20 protein-coding genes and 1 tRNA gene are annotated in these 16,857 nt (G+C 68.0%); 12 read left to right on the forward strand and 9 right to left on the reverse strand.

Annotated features, from left to right (window positions below):
• Positions 1-121: 121 nt before the first annotated feature.
• Positions 122-541, forward strand: a complete 420-nt coding sequence (locus CVA01_RS05735) for a hypothetical protein (protein ID WP_141329312.1) — start codon at positions 122-124, stop codon at positions 539-541.
• Here the strand turns inward: CVA01_RS05735 and CVA01_RS05740 are convergent.
• Complete coding sequence (locus CVA01_RS05740; protein WP_141329314.1) at positions 463-1,179, reverse strand: SDR family NAD(P)-dependent oxidoreductase; 717 nt, start codon at positions 1,177-1,179, stop codon at positions 463-465. The genes CVA01_RS05735 and CVA01_RS05740 overlap by 79 nt on opposite strands.
• 195 nt (positions 1,180-1,374) lie before the next feature.
• On the opposite strand from CVA01_RS05740, the gene CVA01_RS15575 reads away from it, so the two are divergent.
• Positions 1,375-1,758 carry a VOC family protein gene (locus CVA01_RS15575; RefSeq protein ID WP_218024559.1) on the forward strand — a complete coding sequence of 128 codons (384 nt, stop codon included), beginning with the start codon at positions 1,375-1,377 and terminating at the stop codon, positions 1,756-1,758.
• A 406-nt stretch (positions 1,759-2,164) separates the two neighbouring features.
• Here the strand turns inward: CVA01_RS15575 and CVA01_RS05745 are convergent.
• Positions 2,165-2,237, reverse strand: a tRNA-Thr gene (locus CVA01_RS05745).
• Positions 2,238-2,390: 153 nt separating this feature from the next.
• Here CVA01_RS05745 and thrE point away from each other — a divergent pair.
• Genes thrE through otsB form a run of 5 tightly spaced genes read left to right on the forward strand, consistent with a single transcriptional unit; the run spans position 2,391 to position 7,065 of the window.
• The gene (gene thrE, locus CVA01_RS05750; protein ID WP_244938168.1) at positions 2,391-3,866 is read left to right on the forward strand and encodes a threonine/serine exporter ThrE; all 1,476 of its coding nucleotides are present in this window, start codon (positions 2,391-2,393) and stop codon (positions 3,864-3,866) included.
• A 45-nt stretch (positions 3,867-3,911) separates the two neighbouring features.
• A complete protein-coding gene (locus CVA01_RS05755; RefSeq protein ID WP_141329316.1) occupies positions 3,912-4,238 on the forward strand; it encodes a hypothetical protein in 327 nt (108 codons plus the stop codon).
• Positions 4,239-4,245: 7 nt separating this feature from the next.
• The gene (locus CVA01_RS05760; RefSeq protein WP_014009067.1) at positions 4,246-5,784 is read left to right on the forward strand and encodes an alpha,alpha-trehalose-phosphate synthase (UDP-forming); all 1,539 of its coding nucleotides are present in this window, start codon (positions 4,246-4,248) and stop codon (positions 5,782-5,784) included.
• Positions 5,781-6,236, forward strand: coding sequence for a hypothetical protein (locus CVA01_RS15230; RefSeq protein WP_244938169.1), 456 nt, complete (start codon positions 5,781-5,783; stop codon positions 6,234-6,236). Before CVA01_RS05760 ends, CVA01_RS15230 begins: the two co-directional genes overlap by 4 nt.
• Before the next feature lie 16 nt (positions 6,237-6,252).
• Entirely contained in the window at positions 6,253-7,065 is an 813-nt protein-coding gene (otsB, locus tag CVA01_RS05770) for a trehalose-phosphatase (RefSeq protein ID WP_244938170.1), read from the forward strand.
• Here the strand turns inward: otsB and CVA01_RS05775 are convergent.
• The gene (locus CVA01_RS05775) at positions 7,040-8,215 is read right to left on the reverse strand and encodes a LacI family DNA-binding transcriptional regulator (protein WP_141329320.1); all 1,176 of its coding nucleotides are present in this window, start codon (positions 8,213-8,215) and stop codon (positions 7,040-7,042) included. The two genes, otsB and CVA01_RS05775, sit on opposite strands and share 26 nt — an antisense overlap.
• 24 nt (positions 8,216-8,239) lie before the next feature.
• Positions 8,240-8,698, reverse strand: a complete 459-nt coding sequence (locus CVA01_RS05780; protein ID WP_141329322.1) for a hypothetical protein — start codon at positions 8,696-8,698, stop codon at positions 8,240-8,242.
• A gap of 70 nt (positions 8,699-8,768) precedes the next feature.
• Between CVA01_RS05780 and CVA01_RS05785 the strand changes: the two genes are divergently transcribed.
• From CVA01_RS05785 to CVA01_RS05795, 3 genes are read left to right on the forward strand one after another with little or no spacing between them, the layout of a single operon-like run.
• Positions 8,769-9,770 (forward strand): metal ABC transporter solute-binding protein, Zn/Mn family, encoded by a 1,002-nt coding sequence (locus CVA01_RS05785; protein WP_141329324.1) that lies wholly within the window; start codon positions 8,769-8,771, stop codon positions 9,768-9,770.
• Positions 9,767-10,471 carry a metal ABC transporter ATP-binding protein gene (locus CVA01_RS05790; protein ID WP_141329327.1) on the forward strand — a complete coding sequence of 235 codons (705 nt, stop codon included), beginning with the start codon at positions 9,767-9,769 and terminating at the stop codon, positions 10,469-10,471. Before CVA01_RS05785 ends, CVA01_RS05790 begins: the two co-directional genes overlap by 4 nt.
• A complete protein-coding gene (locus CVA01_RS05795; RefSeq protein WP_141329329.1) occupies positions 10,468-11,358 on the forward strand; it encodes a metal ABC transporter permease in 891 nt (296 codons plus the stop codon). The genes CVA01_RS05790 and CVA01_RS05795 overlap by 4 nt, the downstream gene beginning before the upstream one ends.
• Positions 11,359-11,535: 177 nt before the next feature.
• Here the strand turns inward: CVA01_RS05795 and CVA01_RS05800 are convergent, their stop codons facing one another.
• The 4 genes from CVA01_RS05800 to CVA01_RS05820 form a co-directional block, all read right to left on the reverse strand.
• Positions 11,536-11,790 (reverse strand): hypothetical protein, encoded by a 255-nt coding sequence (locus tag CVA01_RS05800; protein WP_141329331.1) that lies wholly within the window; start codon positions 11,788-11,790, stop codon positions 11,536-11,538.
• A 93-nt stretch (positions 11,791-11,883) separates the two neighbouring features.
• Complete coding sequence (locus CVA01_RS05805) at positions 11,884-12,177, reverse strand: hypothetical protein (protein ID WP_141329333.1); 294 nt, start codon at positions 12,175-12,177, stop codon at positions 11,884-11,886.
• A gap of 68 nt (positions 12,178-12,245) precedes the next feature.
• Entirely contained in the window at positions 12,246-12,434 is a 189-nt protein-coding gene (locus CVA01_RS05810) for a hypothetical protein (protein WP_141329335.1), read from the reverse strand.
• Positions 12,435-12,831: 397 nt separating this feature from the next.
• Positions 12,832-13,962, reverse strand: coding sequence for an NADH:flavin oxidoreductase/NADH oxidase (locus CVA01_RS05820; protein ID WP_170209709.1), 1,131 nt, complete (start codon positions 13,960-13,962; stop codon positions 12,832-12,834).
• Between the two features lie 103 nt (positions 13,963-14,065).
• Here CVA01_RS05820 and CVA01_RS05825 point away from each other — a divergent pair, with 103 nt between their 5' ends.
• Positions 14,066-14,392: a DUF3021 family protein gene (locus CVA01_RS05825; RefSeq protein ID WP_141329341.1), complete on the forward strand. Its 327-nt coding sequence runs from the start codon at positions 14,066-14,068 to the stop codon at positions 14,390-14,392.
• Here the strand turns inward: CVA01_RS05825 and rlmB are convergent.
• Positions 14,352-15,308, reverse strand: a complete 957-nt coding sequence (gene rlmB, locus CVA01_RS05830) for a 23S rRNA (guanosine(2251)-2'-O)-methyltransferase RlmB (RefSeq protein WP_014009056.1) — start codon at positions 15,306-15,308, stop codon at positions 14,352-14,354. The two genes, CVA01_RS05825 and rlmB, sit on opposite strands and share 41 nt — an antisense overlap.
• Before the next feature lie 103 nt (positions 15,309-15,411).
• Here rlmB and CVA01_RS05835 point away from each other — a divergent pair, with 103 nt between their 5' ends.
• A complete protein-coding gene (locus CVA01_RS05835; protein WP_141329343.1) occupies positions 15,412-16,827 on the forward strand; it encodes an MFS transporter in 1,416 nt (471 codons plus the stop codon).
• The last annotated feature ends 30 nt before the right edge of the window (positions 16,828-16,857 follow it).

A 16,857-nucleotide genomic window follows, 5' to 3' on the forward strand; every position in this document is an offset into this window, starting at 1 on the left:
ATCCTGTCACCACCGCCGCGCAGATCGGCGCCGGGTACATGGCAGGAGTTTTCGCCGCCCGCGTCAGACGGTGGACCCTATCCTGTGTGCGCCGGACGACATTCCCGAGATCAGGGGCATCATGGACGACATCAACATGGGGAACTGGGATGCCCCTTCCGTCCTGATGCTCATCACCCAGGGTGCGGGCGATTTCCTCGAAGGCACTTCCCCTCACCGCTCCCTCGGTGCAGGTGACGGCATCATGATCACCGAATATGTCCGCACGCACTCGCGTCAGTACTGCACTGCCGACACTCAGACCGAGTACCGGCGGCACCCCTACCTGAGCCACATTCTCGCCGCCGTTCCGTGGCTGGTCGAAGGCTACTACCGCCTCGAAGGCCGATTCAACGGCAAACCTGTGACCGACAACTGCTCCACCATCCCGGAGGGAAAACTGGCTCTAGACCTGCCCCGGGCCTATACCAGCGCCTTCCCCTCAGACCGCCTGACCTGCCTGGCCACCGCCCAGCCGATGGCACGTACCAGGAAGAGGTAGGGAATCCGGGTGAAGCGCTTGGAGTACCACGAGAAGGTGGCGAACCCGTCCGGCGTCACCACGGTCCGACGGGCCTCGATCCCCTTCACTGCCCGACGCGCGACAATCTCCGAGGTCAACCAGGTCCGGCTGAGCAGGACCCGTGCCACCGCGTCCATCGCGTCATCGTCACCGGTGAGGGAATCGGCAAGGCCGGACTTGAAGAACTGGGGGCAGATCACCGTCGTACTGATCTTCCGGTGTCTCAGTTCAGCGTCCACGGTCTCTCCCAAGGCAACGGTCGCCGCTTTCGTGGCGTTGTACGTCGCCATGGCAGGAGCATGGACAAGACCGGCCGCGGAGGCGGTGAGCACGATCCTCCCGCCCTTCCCGATCTTGGGAACGAAAACCCGGAGGCCCCTGACGGAGCCGAGAACATTGATGTCCAGCGCCTTCTGCCAGGTATCCGTTTTCGTCTCCGTGATACGTCCACCAATGGCGATACCGGCGTTTCTGACGAGAATATCCAGGCAATCCACACCGACGAGGGACGGGACCTGCTCAACGCCGCCCGACCCACCCACGACCGCACTCTCGAGGACGCACTGGCCGAGGCCTCCACCGTCCCGGAACTCGCCCCGTTGGCCGACGCACTGCACGCCGGGAGTTTCCGGTAGGGGCTACAGGTAGGGACGCCGCGCGGCTCGGCGCGCAGCGGCAGGACACACCGGGCACCGGGCGATCCGGGTTGTGCGTCTCAGATCCGGCCCACCGCCGACGATCGACCGGTCCAGGGACGCAGAACCAGGAGTCGTTGGCCTGACTCGCCGGTCGACACGACCACGACACGGCAGGTGAAGATCACCTTCGACTGCGGGGAGCCTGCGGCGGTGGCAGAGTCCCGGAAGGCGCCGCTCGGTTACGGCGATCCCCCGGTGCCACCGCGGTTCGACTCCTGGGAGGCGTTCAATTCTTCCCTCCCGGAGGAGGACCAGGGATCCCCCTGGGCGTGCCAGGACCCGGAGGGCGTGGGACCGAGACCCTTCTTCCAGCGCGTGCCCGGACCCGAGACAGTAGGTAACCACGTGCACCTCGACGTCCGGGTCGGCACCGGCCTTCGCGGCGATGAACCGATTGTCGCACTTGAAGCTAAGGCAACCCGGCTCGAAGCGTCCGGCGCGCCACGTGCACACCTCGTCCGCGTACCTCAGGGGGTGTGCGGGCGTCGAGTCTGGTGACCGGTTGCGGGCACTGGTCAAGGGCGACGTAATAGCCCACCCCACGTGCGGATAGACACGCCCGTGAAGGCGGAGCAGTCGGCCGCGCGCCACAACTCACGGCCAGAGCGGCAGGCAACACCAGCAGCCATGCGGCCGCGCTGAGCACGATCAAGACAGCGGCCAGTCCGCCGTAGATGAGCAGGTTTTCTATCCTGTGACATCGTAGCGGGAGCGGCGGATGGGGAGTCGTGGCGCGTTCGGACAGGCGCAGGCTCTGTGTCCGGGATGGCGGATAGTTTCTGTACCTGCTTCCTGGTTGGATATGAGCCAGGGTCCGGGGTGCTTCAGTGACTTATAAGTATCGACGTTCTATCGACTTGCGGGAATCTAGCCGATGGGGATCCGATCTTTTCCCTGCTTACAGAGCTGGAGACGAGACTTGAACTCGCAACCTACGGTTTACAAGACCGTTGCGCTACCGATTGCGCCACTCCAGCGGGCGTGAAATACACCGCCGGAGACTCTATCAGGCCCGGCGGCAATCCGCGGTTTCGCCCACTACCCTGCAGTGTCGTAGGGTGACGACTGACAGAACCGACGTCGGAGGGAAACGTCTCATGGGTGGCATCGCGACACGGACGCTGACACAGATGACGAATCTGCGACACCGGGCGTCCGACATGCTCTTCGGCGGTAACCGGTCGACCATCGACACGATCCGCATGGCACCGCCGCCCTCACCGCTGGCACCGGTGGACCTCACCGACCCGCTGTCGATCCACCGCGTCACCGACGTCGCCGCCCGGATCGGGGACCTGCTGCTCTCCTCCGGCACCGGCAACTCCGACACCAAGGCGCAGATCCTCGCCGTGACCTCGTCCTACGGCCTCTACGGCTGTCACGTGGACATCACGCTGAACACGATCACGATCTACACCCGCAGCACGGACCACTCCGATCCGCCGGTCATGACCTTCCGGGTCGTCAACGCCCTGAAAACGGACTTCTCCCGGCTGACCGAGGTCGACCGGTTGATCCGCTCCATCGTCAACGGCGCCACCCCGGTGGAGATGGCCACCGACATCGTCACGGAGCTGGAACGCCGTCCCCTGCCCTACCGGATGCGCTGGATCCCGCCGGCCTGGGGCGGCTTCGCCGGCGCCGTCGGACTGCTCCTCGGCGGCGGTCCCGTGATCTCGCTGATCGCACTGGTCACCACCACGATCATCATGGCGGTGACCCTCTGGCTCAGCGGGAAGCGCCTGCCACTGTTCTTCCAGAACCTCTTCGGCGGCGTCATCGCGACGATCCCTGCCGCCCTGACCTACAACTTCGCCCGGGACCTGCACGTCCATGTCTCGCCGTCGATTGTCATCGCGTCCTGCATCGTCGCCATGCTCGCCGGCCTGACACTTGTCCAGGCGTTGCAGGACGGTGTGACGGGCGCACCGGTGACCGCGTCCGCCCGGTTCTTCGAGACCGTGCTCATGACCGGCGGCATCATCGCCGGTGTGGCGATCGGCATCCAGCTGATGAGCCGCCTGGGGATGACACTGCCTCCGTTGGACACCTCCACCCCGGATCTCGGCGGTGTGAGCGGCGTGACTCTGCGGATCCTCGGTGGCGTCGGTGCGGCGATATTCTTCTGCATCGCCGAGTTCTGCGACCGTCGCGCCCTCGTCGTCGCGACGTTCACCACCTTCGTCGTCTTCACCTTCCACCAGGTGGCGATGCCCGTCATCGGCATGGTTTCGGTGACCGGCGTGGGCGCGGTCGCCGTACTCATCGGCCTCGCCGGTGGTCTGCTCTCCCGCCGCTTCCTCATTCCGCCGCAGATCACCGCTATCGCGGGCATCACCCCGCTGCTGCCGGGCCTGTCGCTGTACCGGGGCATGTACTCGTTGCTCTCCGACCAGATGGTCCAGGGCCTGTCCAGCCTCGGTATCGCCCTGGCCACGGCCACCGCCCTGGCGGCCGGTGTGACCTTCGGTGAGTGGATCGCCCGACGCCTGCGCAAGCCCCGTATCCTGCACCGCGATCTGGGTCTGCGACGACCCCGGGCACGCCGCGCACCCCGGCACTGGAAACTACGGGTGGAGCGTGCAGGGCGCCGACGTCGCAGGTAGGATGGAAGCCTTGCAACCGCACGATCATCTCTAGAGGGAGCACCAGTGCCGCCGAAGGTCACCGACAACCAGACCACCAGCGCAGAATCCCTGCACACCGTGGAGGGGGACACCGCCGCTGCAGCCCAGCGGATCGTCGCCACCTACGCCAAGGACCATCTCGATGCCGCCACCCTGATGTGCATGCTGGGTGTCGAGCCGGAGGGTCTGATCCACCGCAAGGTCGCCGCCGAGTTCGCCGAGCCGGAGCCGGAGAAGAAGACCCGGAAGAAGTCGACGAAGAAGGCCGCCGCCAAGAAGACCACGAAGAAGGCCGCGGCGAAGAAGACGACCAAGAAGGCCGCCGCCAAGAAGACAGCCGACAAGGACTGATACCGACATGGCCGTCACCCCCAGCGACATGGTCGTGGTCGCGAACCGCCTCCCGGTGGACCGCACCACAGACCGCAACGGCGAGACTGTCTGGACGACCAGCCCCGGTGGCCTTGTCACCGCACTGCGTCCGGTACTGGAGAGCTCGCAGGGCTGCTGGGTCGGGTGGCCCGGCACCACGGCGGACACCCCGGACGAGGAGATCCACGTCGCGGATATGCCGGAGGGTGCGATCAGCCTCCTGCCGGTGAACATGTCGACGGAGGAGTTCACCACCTACTACGAGGGTTTCTCCAATGACACTCTCTGGCCGCTGTACCACGACGTCATCGTCCACCCGGAGTTCCACCGGTCCTGGTGGCGTTCCTATGTGACGGTCAACCGTCGTTTCGCCGAGGCCGCCTCCGAGGCCGCCGCCGAGGGGGCGACCGTGTGGGTGCAGGACTACCAGCTCCACCTCGTGCCCGGCATGCTGCGGGAACTGCGCCCCGACCTGCGGATCGGGTTCTTCCTGCACATCCCCTTCCCCACCCCGGAACTGTTCCGTCAGCTCCCGTGGCGCTGGGATGTCCTGCTCGGGACGCTGGGTTCCGATCTCATCGGTTTCCACACCCCGGACTCGGCGTGGAACTTCCTCTACACCCTGCGCGCACTCGGTGCGGACGTCACCTTCGCCAAGGTCGGCTCCGGTGACGCCTGTGGGGCCGACACCGGTGCCGAAGGTACCGACGAGGAGGGTGTCTCCTACATCCGCGGCGCGCGACTGCCCCGTCGGGATGCCGTGGCCGGCACGGTCCATGTCGAGGACCCCGACGGATCCGTCCGCGATGTGCAGGTGGGGGTCTTCCCGATCTCCATCGATTCCGCAGGCGTGGCGGAGAAGGCGTCCGCCCCGGAGACGATCGCCGCGGCGTCCGCCCTGCGACGTCGGGTCGGCTCCCCCGGGATCCTGCTCGCCGGTGTGGACCGGCTGGACTACACGAAGGGCATCCTGCAGCGGCTCAAGGCCCTGGAACAGTTGCTCGACCGTGGTCAGCTGGACGCGGACAATGTCTGTCTGATCCAGGTCGCCACCCCCTCCCGTGAGCGGATCGACTCGTACCAGCGGACCCGTAATGACGTGGAGCTGGCGGTTTCGCGGATCAACGGCCGCCACGGCAGTCTGGGGCACACGGTCGTGCACTACACGCATGCCAGCCTGCCTTTCGACGAGGTCGTCGCACTGTACGCGGCGGCGGACGTCATGCTGGTCACCGCACTGAAGGACGGTATGAACCTGGTGGCGAAGGAGTATGTCGCCGCCCATTCCGACGGCTCTGGTGCTCTGGTGCTCTCCGAGTTCACCGGTGCTGCCACACAGCTCACCGAGGGCTACCTGTGCAACCCCTATGACGTGGAGTCCACGGCGAACGCCATCATGAAGGCGATCGAGTCGCCGGAGGACGACCGCCGGGAGCGGATGACCTCGATGTGGGACGAGGTGCGCGTCCATGACGTGCACGCCTGGGCCCGCCGCTTCCTCAAGACCCTGGCGGACGTGAAGTGAGGACAGCCGTCCGCCGGACGCTCGCCGGTACGACCGCGGTCGCGGGGCTGCTCGCCCTGGCCGCCTGCGGCTCCGATGACGCCCCCGACGAGGTCGTCAATGTCCGCTGGCAGATCACTGCCGTGGGGGACGCCGGGACGGATGTCGCCACCCAGGCCCGCACCTCCTTCGCCGCCGGTGCGGACACCTTCACCGCCACCGTCGGCTGCGAACAGGTCACCGGGTCGGTGGACTGGAAAGGGTCGGGGGATGACGCGACGGTGACCTTCTCCGACACGGACACCCGCACCGAGGGGGACTGCGGCCCCGGTGACGGCTACCTCGCCGGGAAGCTCACCGAGCTGCTGGAGACCCCGGACCTGCGCTGGCGTTTCGACGACAGCAACTCCCTGCGCGAGTTCCGGTTGTGGGTCAGCGACGCCCCGGAGAACGGCATCAGCTTCTCCGGGTGACGCTACGCTGGTGCCCATGACTTCTCCTGTCTCCGTCCCCGGCCCCGTCACCGATGCCGATATCGCAGACCTCGCGTCCGCCGGTTCCCTCCTGCTCGCTCTCGACGTCGACGGCACCCTCGCCGGCTTCTCCACCGACCCGCTGGCCGTCCGCCTGGTGCCGGGGTCCGCGACAGCGGTCGAGACACTGCGCACGCTCCCCGATACGACCGTGATGCTGCTCTCCGGTCGTGACCTGAAGCAGCTGCAGATCATCACCCCCTACGGTCCCGTCGCCGCTCCGGGACCGGACGATGTGCGCCTGGTCGGATCCCACGGTGCGGAACCTGCCGAGGCGGACGCGGATTCCGACGGCGCCGCCGATGTCCTCACCGTGGAACAGAAGGACCTGCTGGACCGCGTCACCACACTCGCCGAGGAGTACGCCACCCGGGAGGAGAAGCTCTGGGTGGAGTACAAGCCGTTCTCCCGCAGCCTGCACTGCCGGGGAACGCAGAACCGTCCGCTCGCCGAGGCGGCGATGGCTGAGCTGCGGGCGGCTGTCGGGCAGTTCGAAGGGGTCCACCTCACCGACGGCAAGGACATTCTCGAGATCGCGGTGACCGACATGACCAAGGGCCGTTACCTGGAGTGGTTCATCGGTGCGACGGACCCGGACAAGGTGGTGTTCATGGGCGACGACACCACCGACGAGACCGCGCTGAAGATCCTGCGGCCCCAGGATCTCGGGGTGAAGGTCGGCGAGGGTGAGACCGCGGCGTCCCGCCGGGTGGCGGACACTCAGGAGGTCGCAGAGGTGCTGCTCAGGATCGCGGCGGCGCGACAGTGACACCCTCGTGCCAGTGGGTCGCCAGCACGATCCTGTTGTCCGGTTCCGACCACGAGGTGTCCGACTCGGTCCGCCGGTGACTGGGTCGCAGGGCGGCCTCACGGCGCCGGATCAGGGCGGCGAGCACATTGCCGCTGGTGAAGCCCTTCTCCCGGTTGGGCTGCACGACCGTCGACAGGCCGCGGTCGAGTGCCCGGGGAATACCGTCGAAGCCGGTGACGGAGACGTCGTCCGGCACGTTGATGCCCATCCGTTCGGCGTAGTCGAGCATACCGAGAGCCATCGAGTCCGTCGTGCAGATGACGGCGGTGAGGTCCGGGTGGTTCTCCATGAGCTCGGCAGCGGCCGAGGCGCTCGTCTCCGGGGTGTTGAGGTGTCGTTCGATGACCGGCACGGTGGAGCGGTCGATCCCGGCGTCCTCGAGAACGTCGAGGGCGCCGGTCACGCGGTCGCGCTGGACGTGCAGGTGCGCCCCGGCGAGGCGTTCCGCGGAGACGGGGCCGTTGTTGGGGACGCGGTCCAGGCGGATGCAGAGGATGCCGATGCGGGTGTGGCCGGCGTCCACCAGCGTCTGGGCGGCCGGGCGGATCGCACGGGCGTCGTCGATACCGACGAAGTTCACCCCGTGGTCGTCGGCGGGCTGGTCGCAGATCACCGTGGGGATGTTGCGCGCGGTGACGGAGGCGAGGAAGGGATCGTCGGAGGCGACGGAGTAGACGATGAAACCGTCGACGACGGCCTGGTTGACCAGGCTCGCGGGCCGGTCCTCCTCACTGGTCTCCGCGCCGGCCGGGATGAGCAGCATCGAGGTGTCCATACCGACGCACGCCTCGGAGATGCCGGACATGAACTCCAGGGACGCCTGATCCTCGAAGGCGTAGGTCATGTCGTCGGTGAGCAGGACGCCGATGGCGCCGGCGTGCCGGGTCCGCAGCGACCGCGCCATCGGGTCGGGCCCGGCGTAGCCCATGGCCTCGGCGGTGCGCAGGATCTTCTCCCGCAGGTCAGCGGACAGCTGCTCGGGGCGGTTGTACGCATTGGACACAGTCGTCCGGGAGACGCCGAGCTCGGCGGCGATGGACGCCAGGGTGCCGCGTCGTCCCTGCCTGCCCTGCCGGGACGCGCCGTTCTGCCCACTTGATCGGTTCACAGGTGACCACTGTACCGGGGTGGGTCAGTCGGGTCCCGCCCAACCGAGGAGGAACCAGTTGCCGACGACCCAGAGGAACACCCACGGCAGGGCGACCACGAGAGCGCCGACGAACGGCCATTTCCAGATCCCCGTCCACTCCCCGACCGGAGGACGGCGCCACCACATCAGCACGCACAGGGCGGTAAAGCCGACCAGCGGTGTCAGGCAGTAGAGGGTGAAGCGGAACCCTTCCCCGGTCAGTGGATTGCGGGAGATCGGCACGCCAGGGCGATCGACAAGTCCGTAGATATCGAGCAGCGGCCGTGCGATGCGCCAGAAGTTGGCTACGACCAGCTGGAAACCGATGAACATCCCGGCCACCGTGAGGATGAGCGTGACCACCGTCCACAGGTAGATCTTCGACTCCCCCTGCCCGGCACCGTCGTCGCCCAGCATCTCCGGGTCCTGAGTCTCCCTGCCCATGTCGAGGATGCTCTTCACCGCGATCCTCCTGACCTCCGTCACCACTGTAATTGACAATCATTACCAACAACAACTAGGTTGTCTCACCATGAGAAGTCCCCGCCTCACCCCGCGTCACACCCCGCGCCGCACCCTGCGCACCGCTCTCGCCGGCGCCGCCGCCGTCGCCCTGACTATCGGCGTCACCGCCTGCTCCGGCGGTTCCTCCGATGCGGACGCGGACAACGCCGACGTGAAGATCGTCGCCTCCACCGCCGTGTGGGGCTCGATCGCCGAGCAGGTCGTCGACGACGCCACCGATGCCGGCTCCACCCTCGACGTCTCGGTCTCGACGATCCTCTCCGGCACCGACGGCGACCCGCACGAGTACGAGGCCACCGCCAGGGACATCGCCGACATCCGGGACGCGGACGTCGTCCTCGGCAACGGTGCCGGCTACGACAACTGGCTCACCGACAACGCCGCCTCCGACGCTGAGGTCATCACCGCCGCCGCGCCCGGCGAGGAGCACGTCCACGATCACGGCACCGACGAGGACGCCGACCACGATCACGGCGACGCCAACCCGCATGTCTGGTTCGACCTGGACACCGTCCGTGAATTCGCCGACAACCTGGCATCCTACCTGCACAGCGTCGACGAGTCCTTCCCTGAGTCCGCCACCGGCGTCACCGGGGACCTCGACGAGGTGTCTGCACGGCTCGACAAGCTGCCGGCCGCGAAGCTGCTCTTCACTGAACCGGTCGCCCTGGATCTCATCAACGGCACCGCGCTCACCGACGTCACTCCCGAGGGTTTCGCGGACGCCGTACTCACCGAGTCCGAGCCCTCTGCCGCCGACCTCGCATCCGCCCGCGACCTCATCGCCGACGGTGGGGTGGATGTGCTCGTCACCAACTCCCAGTCGCAGACCGCCGCGTCCACCCAGCTCGTCAATGCCGCGAAGGACGCCGGTCTGACGGAGAACGACGCCGTCATCAACGTCAACGAGTCCCCGGACAACGACCAGAGCTACATCGACTACCTCGACGCGGTCGTCTCCGGTCTGGAGAAGGCCACCGGGGACGATACGGAGGATGACGCCGAGTGAGCGTCCTGACCTTCACCGGAGCCGCGGTCGAGCCACTGTGGAGCCACCTCGACCTCGCCGTGGAACCCGGCGAGTTCCTCACCGTGCTGGGCCCCAACGGCGTCGGCAAGTCGACCCTGCTCGGGACCGTCCTGGGCACCCGGAAACTCACCGCCGGCCGTGTCGACACCCCGGAGCGCATCGGCTACATCCCCCAGCAGCAGATGGCGGACCCGGATCTGCCGGTCCGCGTCCGTGATCTCGTCGGGCTGTCCATCGGACACGGGATGTGGCGCAACCGGCGCCCCTCCCGCTTCGTGGTGAACGACGCCCTGGCCCAGGTCGGCGCCGCAGGCCTGGCCGACCGTCGGATCGGCACCCTGTCCGGTGGTCAGCAGCAGCTGGTCCGCCAGGCTCAGGCCCTGGCCGGTGATCCGGAGCTCCTGCTCTGTGACGAGCCCCTGCTCAGCCTCGACCTGCGCACCCAGCGCGCAGCCGTCGACCTGCTCGACCGACGGCGCCGCGAGCACGACACAGCCGTCGTCTTCGTCACCCACTCCATCAACCCGGTCCTCGATGTCACCGACCGGATCCTCTATCTCGGGCCCAACGACCACATCACCGGCACTGTCGGGGAGGTCATGCGCAGCGACGTCCTGTCGGCGCTGTACGGTACCCGGGTCGAGGTCGCCGAGGTCAACGGGAAGCTGGTGGTGGTGTGAGTACCTGGGATCTTCTCCAGGTCGATTTCGTGCAGAACGCCCTGTGGGCGTCCCTGCTGCTCGGGATCGTCTCCGGGGCCGTCGCCCCTCTCATCGTCATGCGCAAGATGAGTTTCGCCGCCCACGCCACCGGCGAGCTGGCCCTGATGGGTGCCGCCGCTGCACTGCTGCTGGGCGTCAGCGTGACGGTCGGCGCGGTGGCGGGCGCCGTCCTGGCGTCCCTGGTCCTGGCACTGCTCGGCATGCGCGAGCAGGATTCCACCACCGGCGTGGTCCTCGCCTTCGGCATGGGCCTGTCCGTGCTGTTCATCTACCTCTACCCGGGACGCACCTCCGAAGCCTATGCCCTGCTCACCGGGCAGATCGTCGGAGTGTCCGGGGCATCACTGGGGACGCTCGCCGTGGTCACCGCGGTCGTCGTCGTGGTCGTCGGGGTGCTGTGGCGACCGCTGCTGTTCTCCACGGTCGACCCGGTACTCGCCGCGGCCTCAGGTGTGGAGGTCAAGCTGCTCGCCGCGGTCTTCGCGATCATCATCGGTGTGGTCGCCTCCCAGGGCGTGCAGGTCGTCGGTGCCCTGCTGCTGCTCGCCCTGCTCATCACCCCGGGCGCCGCCGCGGTGAAGGTGACGGCGAATCCGGCGCTGGCCGTGGTGCTTTCGGCGTGCTTCGCGGTGGCCTCCGCCGCCGGTGGCCTGGTGCTGTCTCTGGGGCCGGGTCTGCCGGTGAGCCCCTTCGTCACCTCCATCAGTTTCGCGATCTACCTGGTGTGCCGCATCGTCGGTTACCTGCGGGGACGCAACGTCTCCCGCGACACCTCGCGGGACGCCGCGGATCTTCCGCTGGAACCCGCCGAGGCGGAGCCGGGTGCCGGCTCACACCATCACTGAGCGTGCTCACCGGGCATCCTCACAGACCATGAGGTAGGCGCGCAGTCCGGCGGGAACGTCCTCTCGGTCGAGCCGTCCCTGTGTGTAGCAGGGGTAGCCGGTGGCCTCCGAGGTACCGTCCGCGGGGAAGTCCCTCCACAGGTAGCCGCCGAGATAGAAGTTGCGTACATTATCCGTCTACCACTGCCCGGCGCGCATCCACAACCCGTCGCACCAGATGAGCGTGTCGAGGTCGCCGGTGCCCGCGGTGCGGTGCAGGGCGTCGATGGAACAGGGCTCGGGCGGCTGGTCGCGGTCGCACCAGGGCAGCAGCGCCCGGACGCCGGCGGGCGCACCGATCTGCTGCAGGCGATCGGTGGAATAGCACGCGGTACCGGTCGTGGGGTTCACACTGTCTGCGGCGAAGCCGACCCAGCCGTGGTCGCGGTGCATGAAGACCCTGTCGAGCGAGTCGTCACTGCCCTGGGAGACGGCCCCGTCGCCGTCGCAGTGCGCGACCCCGACGATGTCTCCGGGATCGTCGCATTAGGTCTGCGACAGTGCCTCGAGGCTGCAGCGGTCGTCGACGGGGTCTCCGCCGCCGCCGTTTCCACCACCACCGCCGGGTGTCGGCTCGCCGACGGCGATCCCGTCACCCCCGGTTCCGGCCTCTGCGGTGGTGCCCGTGGTCGTCCGGGCAGAGGTCGAGGTGGATGTCGTGGATGAGATGGTCGATGTATCAGCTCCGTCCCCGCTGTCGGAGCAGGCCGCCGCGGAGACCCCCAGAAGTAGTGCGCCGACGACGGCCGCGGCGCGGGACATGATGGTCGTGGTGGACATGACAGCCTCCTTCAGCTGCTTACGTCCTGACCATCGTCATACGCCCTCCCCGTGCATCACCCCCGCTGTCACTGCTCAGGGGTGGCGGTCATCGTCCCGGACGGTTCCGGATCGGTGTCCATGCAGGTCGTCAGCTGTTCCCGGGCCGCATCCGGCACCCCGAGTTGGGCGAGGTAGTCGGCGGTGTAACACTCGTGACCGACACCGGGATTCGAGCTGTCCGCGGCGGAGACGACCCAGCCGTGCTCCCGGTGCATGAACGGCTGGTTGAGTTAGGCCGGGGAATTGCCGGAGACCGCCCAGTCCCCGTCGCAGTAGTCGACGCTGCCGACCTGTGCCACCTCTCCCCCGAAGGCCTGCTGGAGGGCTTCGACCGGGCAACGGTCGTCCACGGGTCCGCCTCCGCCGTCATCTCCATCTCCGCCCCCGCTCCCGCTCCCGTCTCCGCCGCCACCGCCGTCGGAACCGCCACCGGGCGTCCGCGTCCGGACTGTCGTCCGAGCACGCGGACAGTGACGCCGCAAGAAGGACCGCACCGGCAATGACGGTGGTGTGGGCGAACTCTCTGGTGAACATGGGAGACCCCTTTCCTGGAAGTCTCCCCGGTCTACCTTTCGTTCACTGCTGTTCTCTACCCCCTGCCCGGAGCCGAGGTCAGAACCGGGCGCGGAAGAACTGCGACGCACGCGGCAGCTCGGACCGTGGTACCCGCAGGTCAGCAGCGGCCTTCGCCGCCCAGTGCGGGTTGACCAGGGCAGCACGGCCGACAGAGACTGCGTGGGCCTGCCCGGTCGCCAGCACCGTCTCCGCCTGCAGTGCGTCCTCGATGAGCCCCACCGCGGAGACGACTGCGGCGTCCTCCCCGAGACCTTCCTCGGCCAGCGCCTCGGTGACCGCCACAGCCAGCGGCACCTGGTAGCCGGGGCCGACCGGGATGGTCGAACCGTCGGTGAGACCACCCGAGGAGACGTCGATCCAGCTGATCTGCCCCGCAGCCACCAGGTCTCGCAGCACGGACGCAACCTCCTCCACCTGCAGTCCGTCCTCGACCCAGTCAGTGCCGGAGACCCGGATACCCAGCGGCTTCGAGTCCGGCCACACCGCGCGGACCGCGGCGACGACCTCGCGCAGCAGCCGGGAGCGCCCGGCAAGTTCCCCGCCGTAGCCGTCGGTGCGGGTGTTCGTCAGCGGGGAGAGGAACTGGTGGATCAGGTAGCCGTGGGCGGCGTGGATCTGGACCACGTCGTAGCCGGCAGCGTCCGCCCGGCGCGTCGCTTCCACGAAGGACGCCACGACCCGGTCGATCCCCTCCTGCGTCAACTCCTCGGCAGGGTCCAGGTCCGGGAGCACCGGTCCGTCGACAGCACTGACGGTCTGCCAGCCACCCTCGGCGGCCGGCACCGTCGTACCGGGGAACCCGGGAAGCATCGGCCAGGTGGACGCCTTGCCGCCGGCATGGGCGAGCTGCACCCCGGCCGCCCGGCCCTGGCCGTGGATGAAGTCGACGAGGCGGGCATGCGCCGGGATCTGGTCGTGGTCCCACAGGCCGAGGTCACGCGGCGAGATCCTGCCACGGGCCTCCACCGCCGTCGCCTCGGCGACGACCAGACCGAACCCACCGGCCGCCAGGGCACCGAGGTGGGAGAGGTGCCAGTCGGTGGGCACGCCGTCGGTGTCGTCCACCGCGTACTGGCACATCGGTGCGACGAAGGCGCGGTTGCCCACCTCCAGTCCGTGACCATCGGGCGTGGGCAGGGTGACGGGAGTGAAGAGGAGATGGCTCATACCGTGGTGCAACGCACGGGAACACGCCCCGATTCCCGACCTATCCTGGAGGTACAAACTCCCCCTGAAAGCCGCGCTGCTGGCCGGAATCCCCCTGGTCATCATGACTGCGATCGGCGCGTCCGTGCTGATGCAGGGACAGACCGCCGACCGCCGGTCCACCCTCGCCGTCGGCGTCATCGTCGCCGCCGTCTCCGGCGGCACGGTGATCTACCGGATCGACCGGTGGTCACTGCCGAAGCAGTCGCTGGCACACCTGGAGCTGATGGCCCTGTTTCTCAGCGGCTGGTTCCCCCTGGACTCCGCCGCCGGAGTCCTCGCCGTGATCGGGATACTCGCCGCCACCGGAGCGGTCCTGTGGACGGCGGTCTACACGGCCTTCCGGCTGATCAGCGCTGGCGGACCCGACGCTGACGGGCGAACTCGCTGAGCACCACACCTGCGGCGACCGAGGCGTTGAGCGACTCGACCGTCGAGGTCATCGGGATCGAGAGGATGTCGTCGCAGGTCTCCCCCACCAGACGCGACAGACCCTTGCCCTCGGAACCGACCACGACGACCACCGGGTCGGTGCCGTCGTAGGTGTCGAGGGTGTGACTGCCACCGGCGTCGAGACCGACGACCTGGTAACCGGACTGCTGGAACTTCTTCAGCGAACGGACCAGGTTCGTCGCACGGGCGACGGGCAGCCGGGCGGCGGTACCGGCGGAGGTACGCCAGGTCACCGCGGTCACGGAGGCCGAACGACGCTCCGGGATGACCACACCGTGGCCACCGAACGCGGCGACGGAGCGGATGACCGCGCCGAGGTTGCGCGGGTCGGTGATGTTGTCGAGGACGACGATGAGCCCGGGGCGTCCTGAATCCTTCGCCCGCTCGATGAGGTCGTCGTCGGCGGCGTACTTGTACGGCGGGACCTGCAGGCCGATGCCCTGGTGCATACCGTTGCCGGTCATCCGGTCCATCTCGTCGCGGGCGACCTCGAGCACCGGGATACCGCGCTCAGCGGCGGTGTGCACGGCCTCGGAGAGCCGGTCGTCATTGCCGGTCCCCAGGGCCACGTAGAGGGCGGTCGACGGGACATGGGCGTGGAGGCACTCGATGACCGGGTTACGCCCGACCACGAGCTCCGGAGTGTTGTCCGGGTCCTTCTTCGCCTGGCGTCCGGAATCCCGGCGCTCAGCGGCCTTCTTCGCCTTGTACTTCGCGTGGTAGACGCGGTCCTCCGCCTTCGGAGTGGCCTTCTTGCCCTTGAGCCCCCGCCGGACCTGACCGCCGGACCCCTTCGTCGATCCCTTGCGTTCGGTCTTGCGCACCGCACCGCGGCGCTTGTCGTTTCCTGCCATGGGGGCCATCCTAACGGTCTGTACCGGTCAACCTCTATTCCCGACCTGTTGCCACCTGTTGCTACCTGTTCCTCACGCGACGGTCAGGGTACCCTGATCCGTCATGGAAACCACTCCACCATCTCCGTCATCCCCGACGCCGGTCTCCACCGGATCACTCAGCCGCACCGAACGCCTCGACCGGCTGCCGGTGACGAGGAAGCACACGAAGCTGCTCACCGGCTCCGGCATCGGCTGGGCGCTGGACGCCATGGACGTCGGCCTCATCGGTTTCATCATGGCCGCCCTGACCGTGCACTGGGACCTCTCCCAGACCGAAACCTCGTGGATCGCCTCCATCGGGTTCATCGGCATGGCCCTCGGCGCGACCTTCGGCGGTCTGCTCGCCGACAAGTTCGGCCGACGCCACGTCTTCGCGATCACCCTGCTGGTCTACGGACTGGCGACCGGGGCAGCGGCCCTGTCCACCGGACTGGTCATGCTGCTGGCCCTGCGCTTCGTCATCGGACTGGGCCTGGGGGCGGAGCTGCCCGTGGCGTCCACCCTGGTCTCGGAGTTCTCGCCGCGCGCGATCCGCGGCCGGATGGTCGTGCTGCTCGAGGCGTTCTGGGCGGTCGGTTGGATCGCCGCGGCGATCATCGGCACGGTGCTGGTGCCGCTGGGCGACGACGGCTGGCGCTGGGCCTTCGCCGTGGGCATCGTCCCGGCCGCCTATGCGCTGGTGGTGCGGCTGACCCTGCCGGAATCGGTGCGCTACCTCGAATCGAAGGGACGCCACGAGGAAGCGGAGACCACGGTCCGCGAGTTCGAGGCGAGTGAGCCGACCGCGGGGTTCCTGCAGGCGTCCGCCGCGTCCGCCGCCGACCGCGTCCTCGACGAATCCCAGCAGGACGCCGCGATCATCGGGGACGCCGCTTCCACGGAACCGGTGACCTCCATCTGGGCGCCGTCGATGCGGAAGCGCACTGCCGCATTCTGGACCGTGTGGTTCTGCATCAACCTCAGCTACTACGGGGCGTTCACGTGGATCCCGTCGATCCTGGCGTCCAACGGGTACTCCCTGGTGAAGTCGTTCACCTTCACGCTGATCATCACCGTCGCGCAGCTGCCCGGCTACGCGTGCGCGGCGTGGCTCATCGAGAAGTGGGGACGCCGCGCCACCCTCACCGCCTTCCTCGTCGGTTCGGCGTGCTCGGCCGGTCTCTACGGTCTGGCGGACGCGGAGTGGTCGATCATCGTCGCCGGCTGCCTGCTCTCCTTCTTCAACCTCGGTGCGTGGGGCGCGCTGTACGCGGTCGGCCCGGAGCTCTACCCCACTCCGTTGCGGGCGACGGGCACGGGCGCGGCGACCGGTTTCGGACGCATCGCCTCGATCATCGCGCCACTCATCGTGCCTCCCCTGCTGGTCTTCGGTGGCACGGGGATCCTCTTCGCCCTGTTCGGCGTGGCCTTCGCGATCGCTGCGGTGGCCGCGTTCACCCTCCCGGAACTCAAGGGAACGGCCCTGGCGGAGCGGTAGGGGTTCCCCGCCTTCGCTCCTTTCCTTGTC

The organism is Corynebacterium variabile (assembly GCF_006539825.1).
Lineage (GTDB): Bacteria > Actinomycetota > Actinomycetes > Mycobacteriales > Mycobacteriaceae > Corynebacterium > Corynebacterium variabile.